Raw genomic sequence first — 13,022 nt, 5'->3', positions numbered from 1 at the left:
CCCGTGGCGTGAGCCCAAACCCCGGCGTCGGGCCGGCGGCCAGGCCGTCACCACCGACGGGCTCGCCGCGCCGTGAGACGGCGGGCTCGTCGTGGTGCCCGGCTTCGGCGCACCGGCCATGATTTCACCGGGGATTGAGTGCGGAAAGCTTGGCTTGATAGGCTTTTCGGCTTCTAATGACGGCCATCGTCCGGTGCCGGCAGCACCGGCGCGGTAGTCGAGTCCGGGGCTGAGGCGGTGATACCCACGATGAGGGTATGCCGAGTGCATCCGGCCGGGGGCCGGCGTGACACAGGAATTCGCTGGAGGAAGCGGCGATCCTGGCGCGTAGCCGGGCTCGCGTCCGCTGTTGTGTTGATGATCGCGGGGTGCACTCCGTCCGCACCGACGCCGCCGCCCGGCACGTCGGCGGCACCGGGGACCACAACCGGTTCCGCATCGGCGCAGTCCGCGCTGAAGCCCATCGACCCGGCCGCGTTCCGGGCGACCGTGGCGGCCGCTGCCAAGGAGCTGCTGGTTCCCGGGGCGGTGGTGCGGCTGCGCACGCCGCAGGGCACCTACACGGCGGGAGTGGGTACCACGCAACTGGGCACCACCACGCCTCCCGATGCGGACACCCACTTCCGCGTCGCCTCCAACACCAAGACCATGACGTCGGCGCTGATCGTGCTCCTCGCGCAAGACGGCAAGCTCCGGTTCAGCGACCCGGTGTCGCGCTACGTCTCCGGTGTGCCCAACGGCGACAACATCACCCTGGCGCAGCTGCTGACGATGCGTAGCGGCCTGTACGACTACACGGAAGCACCCGAGCTGGCGGCGGCTCTGGACGCCGATCCGGCGAAGGTCTACACGCCTCAGGACGTGCTGGCCATCGCCTTCCGGCGCCCGCCGGAGTTCCCGCCCGGCACGGCGTACCAGTACAACAACACCAACTACGCGCTGCTGGGCCTGGTGGCCGAGAAGGTCGACGGACGGCCCTTGGCCCAGCAGATGCAGCAGCGCCTGTTCGGCCCGTTCGGCCTCCGGCAGACTTCGCTGCCCGCGGCCACCGACACCTCCATCCCGGACCGCTACTCCCACGGTTACATGTACGGCGGGACCGCTTACGCGCTCGTCGACCTGACGTACCCGCCCGACCTGCAGGCCGCCGCCCGGGCCGGAACACTGCAGCCCAACGACTACACCCGGCAGAACCCCTCGTACGCCACCGCTGCGGGAGGAGTCATCTCCACCTCGGACGACTTGGCGACGTGGATCCGGGCGCTGGTCTCGGGCAAGGTCTTCAACGCCGACTTCCAGCGGCAATGGCAAGGCAGCCTGCAAGCCGAGGACCCGAACGCGCCCGACGGGCAGAAGTACGGGTACGGCATCTCCTACCAGCGTTTCGCGCCGAACGCCGCGATGTGGTACCACGGCGGTGAATGTCCCGGGTTCAACTCGTTCATGGGATACGACCCGGCCAACGACGTCACGCTCACCATCTGGGCCGACTTGACCTTGGCCCCGGACGGCCGGACCACGGCGGTCGCCTTGCTGCCCACCGTGCTCAACCAGATCTACACCGGACTGTCGTTGCCGCCGGCGCCGGTGCCGATCCCGACGTGAAGCAGGTGATGGGTCGGCGCCGGACGGTGGATTCAGCGTTTCCGGCGCTGGACTCAACTGCGCGGCCGCCGGTACACCCTGGACTCCACGAACGCCGCGAGCCGCCCGAGTGTGTCGAAGATTTCACACGCGATCTCGTCGATCTCTATTTCGATCCCGAACCGTTTCCGCAAGGCGATAATGAGCTTGACGACGGTGAGCGAATCGAGCTCGGGAAGATTGCCGTACAGTCCCGTCTCCGGCCCGAGGTCATCGGCCTGGTCCTCGATGTCCAGCGTGCCCACCACGACGGCCTTGACGTCCTCGAAAATCGCTTGCGAGATCTCTGGCGAGCGAGGCATGCGGATCCTCCTCATTGGGCACACAGGCCCGACGGCCTGCGATCTGCATCAACAGTTCCCCGGTGCCGGACGTCCGGGAACGCGATAAGCCGTCGGCGTTTGCGAACGAGCTGATCGTGGGGCGCGCGCGGGCGACGGCGGTCATGCGGGCTCCTGAGGGCGGGAGGCGGCGAGCTCGCGGCGAAGGACTGCCCGGTCGAACTTGCCGTTCGGCGATCGGGGCAGGGCGCTGCGGACCACCACCTCGGCGGGCACCATGTAGCCGGGCAGTTCCTGCCGCAAGCGCGCGGTCACCGCGGCCGGGTCGAAGCCGGCGGGGTCGCGGGGGGTCACGACGAGGACGACCCGGTGGCCGAGCGCCTCGTCCTCGAGGCCGAGCGCTACGGCATCGTGGACGAGCCCGGTCTCGTAGGCCACTTCCTCGATCTCCTGGGGGCTGACCCGATACCCCGATGTCTTGATCATGTCGTCGCGCCGGCCGACGAAGTACAGGAAGCCCTCCTCGTCGCGGACGACGACGTCGCCGGACCAGACCGCCAGCTCAGGTGTACACAGCTCGATTGCACGGTTCGGTGCCGGCCGGAACCGCTCGGCCGTCCGCTGCGCGTCGTTCCAATAACCCAAGGCGACGAGCGGACCTCGGTGCACCAGCTCACCCGGCTCGCCCGGGCCACACAGGCCGCCGTCCTCACGGACCACGAGGATCTCGGCGTTCGGGATGGCCTGGCCGATCGAATCCGGCCGCCGGTCGACCTCCCGCGGATCGAGGTAGGTGGAGCGGAACGCTTCTGTGAGGCCGTACATCAGGTACGGCGCCGCAGTCGGGAAGATCGCTCGCAGTCGTTGCAGGGTGACGCGCGGGAGGCGCCCTCCGGTGTTCGCGAAGTAGCGCATCCCGGCTACGGCCTCGACTGGCCACGTCTGGGCCGCGAGCTGGATCCACAGCGGCGGTACACCGACCATCCCGCTGATGCGGTGCTCCGCGCACAGCCGGACGACATCTCCCGGCAGCAGGTAGTCGGCGAGCACCACGTTGGCACCAACGGAAAAGCCGGTCGTCAATTGGCTCAGTCCGGCGTCGAAGCTCAGCGGGAGAACTGCCAGGATGCGATCTTCTGCCGTGTTGTTCAGGTAGGTGCTGACACTCTCCGCGCCGACGACCAGGTTGCGGTGCGACAGCACGACGCCCTTCGGGGCCCCGGTGCTGCCTGACGTGTAGAGGATCGCGGCCACATCCGTGTCGACACCACCCGTCGGAGGACACACCGCCTGGGTTGCGCGCTCGGCGACCTCCGACCAGCAATGCACGCGGTAAGGGGCTTCCTCGTCCTCACCAGGCGAGTCGCCCACCACGAGGACGTGGGAGAGTGTCTTGCAGGCGGCGAGCTCGGCGCGCAGGGCCCGCAGCCGATCCGGGGACGTCACCAGTACCCGCACGGCGCAGTCATCGAGAATGTGCCTCACCTGCCTGGGCCGCAGCACGGGATTCACCGGGATGAACACGCCACCGGCCCGCGAGCAGGCGAGCAGCGCCACGACGGTCTCGATCCTCTTGTCCAGGAAGACCGCGACGCGCTCACCACCATCGAGCCCGAGATCGTGCAGGCCGGCGGCCGCTCGCTCCGTCCGCTCCAACAGATCCGCGTAGGAGATCGTGCTCCTTCGCGTGGTCAGGGCGGGCGTGTCGGGGGCGCGTCGGGCGGACCTGGCAACGAGGTCCGGCAACCGCATGATCATCTCGGAAGGTTCCCTTCTGTTCGGTTCGCCTGGCCGCGGGCGAGGCTCAGCCCCCTCCCGCGCCGGCTCGGCCCGGAGGACAGGGCCGGGATCGCCCGGGTGCCGGACACCGGAAGTCGGCAACACCTCGGTGCGCATCCGACCGGCCGGCGCGCAGTGCCGACGTGGTCATCCGACGTCGATCTCGACGGTCGGCGAGCAGTCGGCCAGGTGAACCGGGTCCGCCATCCCGACCAGGACTTCGCGCGGTCCGGTGAAGGGCTCCCTGCTGTGCGCGCTGCGGATGTTGTCGACGAGCATCAGATCGCCCGCCTGCCAGGGCTCCCGCATGGTGTTGGCCTCGTACACCTCGTTGAGCAGCTGCACGACGTCCTCGCCTATCGGGTCGCCGCCGCCGAAGCGGGTGGTGAACGGCAGCCCGTCGGTGCCGTAGGTGTCGACCAGGAACTCGCGCACCTCGGGGTCGAGCGTCCACTCGTTGAGGAAGGCGATCTGGTTGAACCAGCAGCGCCGGCCGGTGACCGGGTGCCGCACCACCGCGCTGCGGCGCTGCCAGGTGCGCAGCCCGCCGTCGGGCTGCCACTCGAACTCGATGGCATTGGCGCGGCAGTAGCTCTCGACAGCGCCGCGGTCCTCGGTGCCGAGCGCCTCGGCGAGCGACGCGCCGATCTCCTCGTTGTAGTTGCGGACGAGCATCCAGCCCTCCCGCTCGAGCCGTTCGACGAGGTCACCGGGCAGCGCGTCGAGCACGGCGGTCGAGTCCGCCACCCCGGTTGCCCCGCCCTCGGCGGGCGCGGACAGGCACGCGAACAGCATCAGGCCGGGAAACTCGAGGCGGTAGCTCAGTTCGTGGTGCATGCACATCGGCTGGTTCGGTGGCCACTTCGACGAGGAGTACACGCCGTCGGCGTAGGTCTGCCGCTCCGCGAACGCCTCTCTCTCGGTCATCAGGCCCGCGGTGGCCAGCCCGCGGAACACCTCGGTGACCTCGGCCGCATCGCGCAGCCCGAGACCGCGGACCAGGACCGCACCGTGCTCGGCGACGACGGCGCGCAAGGCGTCGCGGTGCCCGGCCGCCCAGTTCGGTCCGTCGCCGGTGGTCCCGGCTCGCAGCATCGGCACCCTGCCGGGCTGCAGATCCACGTCCAGCAGCAATGATGACGAGGACGACATCTCGATCTCCCTTCAGTTCCGACCGGAGGACGACTTCAGCTGTCCGGGCGTGGTGGCTCGGCAATGTCCTTTAAGGACACCGCGCGACTACGGCGGTGCCGTTGTCCTCGCTGGTCTTTCGGACCTGTGGATCGCCCGGTTGCTCGTGCATCTCTGTGGCGGGGTTTCCGCCCCACCGTGTGTTCGGTGGCATTTCCTCGCCCTTCATGAGGAAGGAGCCGGTGGCGAGCACGGCGCCGTCGCCGGTCGTCACGCCATAGTGGACGAAGGCGCCGACCTCGAGGGTGCAGTCGGCACCGATCGTGGTGCGGTCCGACTTGAATCCGCCGTCCTCCTGCGAGTGGGTTTGGACGATGGTGTCCGCGTTGAGGGTGCAGTCGTCACCGATCGTGGTGAACGTCCGCTCGGGCACGCGGAGGCCGTCGTCGAAGACCCGGCGGCCGACCCGCATGCCCAGCAACCGCCAGATCACGTTCTTGAACGGGGTGCCGTTGAAGGCGAGGACATAGGTGAGGGAACTGACTTTCCAGAAACGTTCGTGCCGCCAGAAGGCGCGGTCGTAGATCGAGCAGCCCTGCGGCACCAAGGCCTGCAGCGGCCGGAACAGCCGGTCGATCACGACGTTGTAGGCGACCGTGAAAACGATGATCACCGCGGTGGCCAGTGCGACCGCGAGTGCGAGCGAACCCACGAAGTGCAGGAGGTTGACCGCGGCCAGGTAGACCACCACGACGGACACGAAGAAGGTCCAGCGCACCAGCAGGAACAGCGCCATGCTGATGGTGTTGTAGACGGTCTTGGCCCTGAGGCCGCGGCGCAGCTCGTCTGCGCTGCTCACGTCGAGATCCCTGTCGCGCTTGACCGATCGTGGGATCTCGAAGCTGGGCGAGCCGAGCAGGCCCACGCCTTTCCGCACCTGTCCGTCGAGGGGCACCATGACCTTCGTCGCGAGGAGGCAGTTGTCGCCCGCCTTGCTCTGCGGGGGGTAGGCGATCATGTTTCCCAGGAAGTTGTCCGGCCCGATCGACGCCTGGGACAGGCGGAAGGAGGTGCTCGAGAAATCGGCGTTGATGATGGAAAGCCCGTCCGCGACCATCGTTCCGCTGCCGGCCGCGCTGAGGAACGGGGTGTCGTGCTTCACCATTTCGCCGAAGTTCGAACCGGTTTGCCGCACCCCGCGGAGGCGGTAGCCCAGCCAGCGCAGGTAGTAGATGATGTAGGAAGTTCCGCCGAAGAGAGTCGTGTAGAACCTGATGTTGGTCGTGCGGGTGATCGCGCGTTGAACCCAGTAGTGGAATCCGTACAGCGGATAGACCTTGTCCGGCTTGATGAACAGGTTCAGCACGCGCGGAACCGTTCCCACCAGCACGAGGCCGACGAGCATGGCGCCGAAGAAGAGCACGGCGGAGACGACCAGCGCGTCACGGAAGAACGTCCAGGTCGTGAGCGACACCGGTGCCGAGTCCAGCAGCGGGCCGAACTCCGGGACCCGCGGGATCGCGAAGTCCGCGATGCCGAACGTCAGCGGCAGGCCCAGCAGGAGCAGGTTCGCCAGCTGCACGGCCGAGAAGACCACCCGTCGTCCTGCGCCCACGTCGCGTGTTGTGACCGTCATCTGGGTCGTCTTCACGGCCCGCTGCGCGGGTGAGCCGATCCAGCGCTCCCCGGTGGGTATTGCCTGACCCACGTGCAGAGCGGACGAGTGCCCGAGCTGGGCCCCGTCACCCATCGAGGTCCGGATGTCGAGCACCGTCGCCTCGCCGACGAGCGCGTCCTTGCCGATGCTCACTGCACCCGTCTGGATGACGCCGTCGTGAGCTCGGTAGCCGTTGAAGAACGAGTCTTTCCGGATCACCGCGCCGTCGCCGATGCTGAGCAGGTCGGTGCACGCGGGCAGGTTCCTGGAGAAGATGACGGCACCGCGCCCGATCTTCGCGCCCAGCGCTCTCAGGTAGAGCGCGTAGAGGGGCGAACCGACGAACAACATCATCGGGTTCCGCTGGATCAGCGTTTTGACGAGCCAAAAGCGGACGTACGCCAGGCTCCAGACGCGGATCTCCTGAGGCTTCCACCGGCCGATGAGCACCCACTTGACGAGGATCGGGACGGTGCACAGGCCGAAGAACATCGCACCGCCGAACGCGACGGAACGCAGGTAGACGTCGACCAGGTTGGGGCTGGCCGAGACCCAGGAGAAGCCCGTCACCCAGAGGGCCGCGGTGAGGGCGGGATAGCCGAGAAGGAACAGGAGTTGCAGCGCCCCGCAGAGGACGAACTTGCCCTTGCGAGCGGATCTCGGTGGGTCAAGGGAAACTGCCGGAGTTGCCGGCTGCGAGGCAGGTGCGGGTTCGGTGCCGGTTGTCGTGGTGAGGGCCGATGCAAGAGTCTGAATTGTCGGGTGCTGGTAGATGTCCGGCATCGATACCGAGGGAAGTTCGGGGCGTTTGCGTACTCGTGCGCAGAAGCGGGCCATGAGCATGGAGTCGGCGCCGAGGTCGTCGAAGAAGTTGCTGTCGGCCGCGATGTGGTCGGTGTCCACGATCCCGGCGAGTATCTCGGCGTAGAGCCGCTCGCATTCGGCGAGCGTGGTTGCCGGCCGCGAGGCAGGCGTGGTGGTGAGGGCCGCTGCGAGGGACCGAATTGTCGGGTGCTGGTAGATGTCCGGCATCGATACCGAGGGAAGTTCGGGGCGTTTGCGTACTCGTGCGCAGAAGCGGGCCATGAGCATGGAGTCGGCGCCGAGGTCGTCGAAGAAGTTGCTGTCGGCCGCTACGTGGTCGGTGTCCACGATGCCGGTGAGTATCTCGGCGTAGAGCCGCTCGCATTCGGCGAGCGTGGTCGGATTGTGCGCCGGCTCAGCGGTCAGGACGCCGTGGGAGTTTCCCATTTGGTGAACCTCTTGAATCAGCAGGAATCAGAGCGGTCTGCGCGACAAGCCGGCCTGACTCATGCGCGCGATCCGCACTGGCCTGGACTGCTGTCGGAGCGGGGGAGGGAACACGGGTAGCCGTACACCGGCGCGGGCCGCGGCAGCAGGGACGGTGAAGTGGCCGGCTGTGGAACTCGCGTCATCGGCACAGCGGTGTGATCGCCGGATGCAGGTACGCATCGTGCGACACCGGCGGCGGTCCCGTGCTCGTCCGTACGATGCGGAACCGGGCCCGTGGCGGGGAGCCGGCGCCGAGATCGTGGAAGGAGCGGCGGCAAGTCGAGACGCCGGCGCCGCCGGGTGTCGGGCGGCGCGCTCGGGCTCGATGGCCGGCGCATTGCGCTGGGCCGTGCCGTGAAAGCTGTCGCGCGCTCTCGGGCGGCGCTGGCGTCGCCCGAGTCTTCGCGGTGCCGAACCGTGTCTCATGTGACTGAACCCCCCGCCAACCCAGAAATTCCTGCGAAGACGTTCTTGATATGTCCCCCGCGCGATGCGGGAGATCGGAGCCGGCTGCTCAAGAAGATCTGTTTTGATATCCGGAATCCAGACTAGTGGTGAGCGACGCCTGGCTGTCAAGCCTTCGATAATTTACCGGGCGGCGCCCCTCGCGCGCGGGAGACATCGCGACATTGGGCCAGGCTTTGTGCCGCCGCTTGCGCCGATTGGATCTTCGATTTTGCTGTCTACGCCTGGGAGTGCCGCCACCCGCGACGTGACCGGGCTGCCGCGGCGCCGCCCCGGTGATCCGGCCGGCGCGTGCCGATCAAACGCATTGCCCGGCGAATGTGAACCGATTTCGCCGTCTGCCCAGGCAAACGAACAGTCCGCTCAGGTTAGTGCCAGGCAAAATGATCGCGCTTCACCCCGGAATCGGGAAACGCGGATATTCTCGGGCACGGCCGAGTCCTTGTCGTCGACGACGACCGCGCTATCGGTCAGGTTCTGCGCACGAGCCTGACCCGGCACGGACACGAGGTCGCGTGATGCCACCACGCAAGGCATGTAACCGGTCTCATTCGCAGTATCTGCGAATGATCACAGGAATTCCACAGCATCCCCCTTACCATGGCGGGCAACAGCACCGCGGCGGGTGTGAGGGAGCGTGGCATGTTCGGTCTCAGCCTGGAGCACCTGTCGGTCCTGTTGATCGCCGCGCTGTTCATCCTCGGCCCCGAACGGCTGCCGGAGACAGCCCGCTGGCTCGCTCGGACGATCCACAAGATCCGCAGTTTCGCCACGGGCGCCCAAGACCAGCTCCGTGCTGAACTGGGCCCGGAGCTCCAGCAGCTGCGTAAACCGCTGCAGGAGCTGCAAGCGCTGCGCACATTCGACCCGAAGACCGCGCTCGGGCGTTACCTGCTCGACGACGCGTTCACCGAGCCACACTCAGCGGCTGCCACCAACACCGCGCCCGCGGGCCCGGTGGCCACCGCCAGATCGCCGTTGAAGCCGGGTGAACGGCCCCCGGTCGACCCGGACGCCACCTGACCTCGCACCCCACACCGGCTCGGCAGCGAGCTGGCGGTGATCGCCCGATGCGAAGTCGCGTCGTCCTTGTCAGCGGCGCTGCGGGGTGATGCCGCGGCGGGTGTCGCCGGGGAGGGTGCGGACGCGATGGAGGTCGCGGCGGCTGGTCGAGTGCAGCTGCCAGGGCACGCTGGTGACCATGACTCCGGGTTCGAACAGCAGCCGCCCCTTGAGCCGCAACGAGCTCTGGTTGTGCAGGATGTTCTCCCACCAGCGGCCGACCACGTATTCGGGAATGTAGACGCAGACGACGTCGCGCGGGCCGGCGCGGCGGAGGTTCTCGACGTAGGCGACCACCGGGCGAGTGATCTCGCGGTAGGGCGACTCGAGCACCTTGAGCGGGATCTTCATGCCCCGTTGCTCCCATTCCCGTTGCAACGTGCGGGTGTCGGCGTCGTCGACGTCCACCGTGATCGCGGTGACGGTGTCGGGTCGCGTCGCACGGGCGAAGGCGATCGCGCGCTGACTGGGTTTGTTCAAAGTGGACACCAGCACGATCGCCTGGACGCGGCTGGGCAACAACCCGCTCTCGTCGTCCGCCTGGAGCTCTTCGCGGACGTCGCGGTAGTGGCGGTGGATCGCGCGCATCATCACCCACAGCACCGGTATCGCGATGACGACCAGGTAGGCGCCGTGGGTGAACTTCGTGATCAGGACGACGACGAGCACGATCGCGGTCAGCGTCGCGCCGACGGCGTTGATCAGCCGCGAACGCTGGATCGCCCGGCGCTGCCGGGTCTCGGTCGCGGTGGCGAGTTCGCGGTTCCAATGCCGGACCATACCCGCCTGGCACAGCGTGAAGGAGGTGAAGACGCCGAGGATGTAGAGCTGGATCAGCCGGGTCGTCGAGCCGTCGAACGCGAAGATCAGCACCCCGGCGACCAGCGCGAGCGCGATGATGCCGTTGGAGAACGCGAGCCGATCGCCGCGGGTGTGCAACTGCCGGGGCAGGTGCCAGTCCTGGGCGAGGATCGAGGCCAGCGACGGGAATCCGTTGAACGCGGTGTTGGCCGCGAGGATCAGGATCAGCGCGGTGGCGGCCTGCAGGAAGTAGAACAGCACCGACTGGTCGCCGCCGAAGACGGCGGCGGCGATCTGGCTGATCACGGTTCGCTGCGGGTCGCTGACGCAGTTCCCCTGGAAGCCGATGAGGTCACAGGTGTTCTCGGCGACCCGGACGCGCGTGATCATCGCGAGCGCGGTGATGCCGCCGAACATGATGACGGCGATCGCACCCATCGCGGTCATCGTGCGGGCGGCGTTGGCGCTCTTGGGTTTGCGGAACGCGGGGACGCCGTTGGAGATGGCCTCGACGCCGGTGAGGGCCGTGCAGCCGGAGGAGAAAGCACGCAGCAGAAGAAAGGCCAGCGCCAGGCCGGTCAGGCCTGTTTGTTCGGGGCGGATGCCGTAGCCGGCGCTTGGGGCCACCGGGGCGTGCCCGGTGAGCAGCTGCGTGAACCCGAGCACGATCATCAGCACGACCCCGCCGACGAACAGGTAGGTCGGGATGGCGAACGTGCGGCCGGATTCGCGGATTCCGCGCAGATTCATTGCCGCCAGCAGCACGATGAAGCCGATGTCCAGGCCGATGCGGTAGTTGTTGAGCGCGGGAACGGCGGAGATGACGTTGTCGACGCCGGAGGCCACCGAGACCGCGACGGTCATGATGTAGTCGACCATCAGCGCCCCCGCCACGACGAGCCCGGCGGAGCTGCCCAGGTTCTTCGACGCCACTTCATAGGACCCGCCGCCGGTGGGGTAGGCGCGCACGACCTGCCGGTAGGACACGACCACGACGGTCAGGAGCACGGCGACGGCCAGGCCGATCCACGGCGCCGAACTCAGGTAGGCCAGGCCGCCGATGCTGAGGATGAGCAGGATCTGCTGGGTCGCGTAGGCCACCGAGGACAGCGGGTCGCTGGCGAAGATCGGCAGGGCGAGCCACTTGGGCAGCAGGGTCTCGCCGAGGGTGTCGCTCCGGAACGGCCGTCCGAGCACCAACCTTTTGAGCCATGACGCGGGTGCTGACACCTACCGGAGCGTGCATCGCTGTCTTGACTACCAGGGTAAGGAAAGTATCAACATCCGTGGCTCGGCGTAGGGATTTCGTCAAGACACCTCAACCCTGGTCCTCAGGTGCGTGGCACAGCGTCCGATTGCGCGCCCGGCCACGAACCCGATGACCGGTTCGGCAGTCCCGCCGGCAGGTCCAGGGCGAGTTCCGGGCCGAGGGCGCACCGGAGTTCAGCCGTGGTCGACTCGTTCGGCGGCCAGCGAGCCCCGCAGCTTGCGCATCGCGGACCGGATGCGGGTTTTCGCCGTGCCCAGAGGGATGTGTTCGGTGTCGGCGATCTGTTGGGCGGTCATGCCGTAGATGCCGGCCATGACCACCGCGCGCGCCTGCGGCACGGGCAGGGCGGTCAACCCGGTCTGCAACGCCGAAGCGTCTTCGTGCGCCGCCGCCAGCCGCTCGGGGCTGTCCACCACAGCCGTGAACTGCGCGGCGAGATCGCCCGGGTCCAGCGGGGTCGGTTGATGGGCGCGCACCATGTCGATGGCCAGGTTGTGCGCGATGGCGGTCAGCCAGGTGCGCACCGAGCCACGACGGGCGTCGTAGATCTCGGCGTGGCGCCACGCTCGTTCAAAAGTGAGCTGCGCGACGTCCTCGGCCAGCCTGCTGTCCCCGAGCACGGCGATCCCTACGCCGTAGACCGTCCGCTGGAAACGGCGCACGAACGCCACGGCGATCTCGGCCTCACCGGTGGCGAGGCCGGCGAGCAGCGTCTCGTCAGGAAGCAGCTCGACCGGAATGCCGATCCTGCCCACATCTTCTCCTCCGAGCGGCGGGATTGCCCGGCAGGCGCTCGGGCGTGCCAGTTCGGCCTCCCGAGGCATGTCTGTCGACTGTATTCCGCATTCGCGCAATCCCGCACGAGCGCGCGCTCGTATCTCTTGCGACGACCCGTTGCACCGAGCTTGGAGGTAAGCATGCGGAACACCGGCACGCGCCGCGTCGGCAGGGTTGTCCTGCCGTTCGGCCTGGTGATGACTGCGGCATTGGCAACCGCATGCGGGGGCGGTGGCTCGCCCGGACCGGTGAGCACGATCAGCCGGCCCCCCTCTGCACCGCACTCGGCGACCGCGCCGGCGGGCACGACTGTGACCGCGACTCTGACCGACTTCCACATCGCCCTGTCCACTCAAAACCTCCATCCCGGCACCTACACCTTCCACGCCGTCAACGCGGGCCAAACAGCGCACTCACTCGAGATCGACGGCCCAGGCGTTTCCGATCAGACCTTGCCCAGTGCCTTGAATACCGGCCAGTCGGGTGATCTGACTGTCACCCTGCAGCCCGGTAGTTACGAGATCTACTGTCCGGTGGACGCCCACAAAGAAGCCGGCATGGACCTCAAGCTCACCGTCAGCTGACCGCCGGCGGAGGCGAGGTGTCCGGTGCGAGCGCACCGAACGCGGCCGGCGGTGCGCGGCCCGGATCGACGCTGAAGTCGTCGTGAAGTCAGGCGACTGCGCGTCTCAGGTTCGGCCGGGGACGGTATGCGTACGAGTTGCGCGTACCCGGAGGAGTCAGCCGCGCGAGCGGAGCCGATGAAGGATATTCGCGAACAGCCCCGGCGGGCGGAAGCGGTTGCACTCGCCAGGAGGGCACAGCGCACATTCGGTTCCGCCACGATGATGGGTGTGCGCGT

The 13,022-nt window shown here is 67.8% G+C and carries 9 protein-coding genes; 3 read left to right on the top strand and 6 right to left on the bottom strand.

The window, feature by feature from the left end; genetic code table 11:
• Positions 1–357: 357 nt before the first annotated feature.
• Positions 358–1,605, top strand: coding sequence for a serine hydrolase domain-containing protein (locus ACQPXB_RS30555; protein WP_432845323.1), 1,248 nt, complete (start codon positions 358–360; stop codon positions 1,603–1,605).
• 53 nt (positions 1,606–1,658) lie between these two features.
• Here the strand turns inward: ACQPXB_RS30555 and ACQPXB_RS30550 are convergent, their stop codons facing one another.
• From ACQPXB_RS30550 to ACQPXB_RS30535, 4 genes are all read right to left on the bottom strand, one after another.
• On the bottom strand, positions 1,659–1,946 hold the full coding sequence (locus ACQPXB_RS30550; RefSeq protein WP_366581354.1) for an acyl carrier protein: 288 nt from the start codon (positions 1,944–1,946) through the stop codon (positions 1,659–1,661).
• A 141-nt stretch (positions 1,947–2,087) separates the two neighbouring features.
• A complete protein-coding gene (locus ACQPXB_RS30545; protein WP_432845322.1) occupies positions 2,088–3,683 on the bottom strand; it encodes an acyl-CoA ligase (AMP-forming), exosortase A system-associated in 1,596 nt (531 codons plus the stop codon).
• Positions 3,684–3,851: 168 nt separating this feature from the next.
• The gene (locus ACQPXB_RS30540) at positions 3,852–4,856 is read right to left on the bottom strand and encodes a TauD/TfdA family dioxygenase (protein WP_366581357.1); all 1,005 of its coding nucleotides are present in this window, start codon (positions 4,854–4,856) and stop codon (positions 3,852–3,854) included.
• A 70-nt stretch (positions 4,857–4,926) separates the two neighbouring features.
• The gene (locus ACQPXB_RS30535; protein ID WP_432845320.1) at positions 4,927–7,743 is read right to left on the bottom strand and encodes a Pls/PosA family non-ribosomal peptide synthetase; all 2,817 of its coding nucleotides are present in this window, start codon (positions 7,741–7,743) and stop codon (positions 4,927–4,929) included.
• Positions 7,744–8,892: 1,149 nt separating this feature from the next.
• On the opposite strand from ACQPXB_RS30535, the gene ACQPXB_RS30530 reads away from it, so the two are divergent.
• The gene (locus ACQPXB_RS30530; protein WP_432845318.1) at positions 8,893–9,273 is read left to right on the top strand and encodes a twin-arginine translocase TatA/TatE family subunit; all 381 of its coding nucleotides are present in this window, start codon (positions 8,893–8,895) and stop codon (positions 9,271–9,273) included.
• Between the two features lie 69 nt (positions 9,274–9,342).
• Here the strand turns inward: ACQPXB_RS30530 and ACQPXB_RS30525 are convergent, their stop codons facing one another.
• Entirely contained in the window at positions 9,343–11,343 is a 2,001-nt protein-coding gene (locus ACQPXB_RS30525) for an APC family permease (protein WP_432845317.1), read from the bottom strand.
• A 213-nt stretch (positions 11,344–11,556) separates the two neighbouring features.
• Positions 11,557–12,207 carry an RNA polymerase sigma factor gene (locus ACQPXB_RS30520; protein WP_432845316.1) on the bottom strand — a complete coding sequence of 217 codons (651 nt, stop codon included), beginning with the start codon at positions 12,205–12,207 and terminating at the stop codon, positions 11,557–11,559.
• A gap of 93 nt (positions 12,208–12,300) precedes the next feature.
• On the opposite strand from ACQPXB_RS30520, the gene ACQPXB_RS30515 reads away from it, so the two are divergent.
• Positions 12,301–12,744, top strand: a complete 444-nt coding sequence (locus ACQPXB_RS30515; RefSeq protein ID WP_366581369.1) for a hypothetical protein — start codon at positions 12,301–12,303, stop codon at positions 12,742–12,744.
• Positions 12,745–13,022 lie beyond the last annotated feature (278 nt).

The organism is Amycolatopsis sp. CA-161197 (assembly GCF_050942255.1).
GTDB lineage: Bacteria > Actinomycetota > Actinomycetes > Mycobacteriales > Pseudonocardiaceae > Amycolatopsis.
The sequence above is the reverse complement of the archived record's forward strand: the minus strand, read 5'-3'. Positions and strand labels throughout refer to the sequence as shown.

Excerpts from the sequence above, each read along its gene's own strand:
- ACQPXB_RS30520 (WP_432845316.1), bottom strand. The coding sequence starts at position 12,207 with ATGCCTCGGGAGGCCGAACTGGCACGCCCGAGCGCCTGCCGGGCAATC.
- ACQPXB_RS30535 (WP_432845320.1), bottom strand. The coding sequence starts at position 7,743 with ATGGGAAACTCCCACGGCGTCCTGACCGCTGAGCCGGCGCACAATCCG.
- ACQPXB_RS30555 (WP_432845323.1), top strand. The coding sequence starts at position 358 with ATGATCGCGGGGTGCACTCCGTCCGCACCGACGCCGCCGCCCGGCACG.
- ACQPXB_RS30550 (WP_366581354.1), bottom strand. The coding sequence starts at position 1,946 with ATGCCTCGCTCGCCAGAGATCTCGCAAGCGATTTTCGAGGACGTCAAG.
- ACQPXB_RS30540 (WP_366581357.1), bottom strand. The coding sequence starts at position 4,856 with ATGTCGTCCTCGTCATCATTGCTGCTGGACGTGGATCTGCAGCCCGGC.
- ACQPXB_RS30515 (WP_366581369.1), top strand. The coding sequence starts at position 12,301 with ATGCGGAACACCGGCACGCGCCGCGTCGGCAGGGTTGTCCTGCCGTTC.
- ACQPXB_RS30530 (WP_432845318.1), top strand. The coding sequence starts at position 8,893 with ATGTTCGGTCTCAGCCTGGAGCACCTGTCGGTCCTGTTGATCGCCGCG.
- ACQPXB_RS30545 (WP_432845322.1), bottom strand. The coding sequence starts at position 3,683 with ATGATCATGCGGTTGCCGGACCTCGTTGCCAGGTCCGCCCGACGCGCC.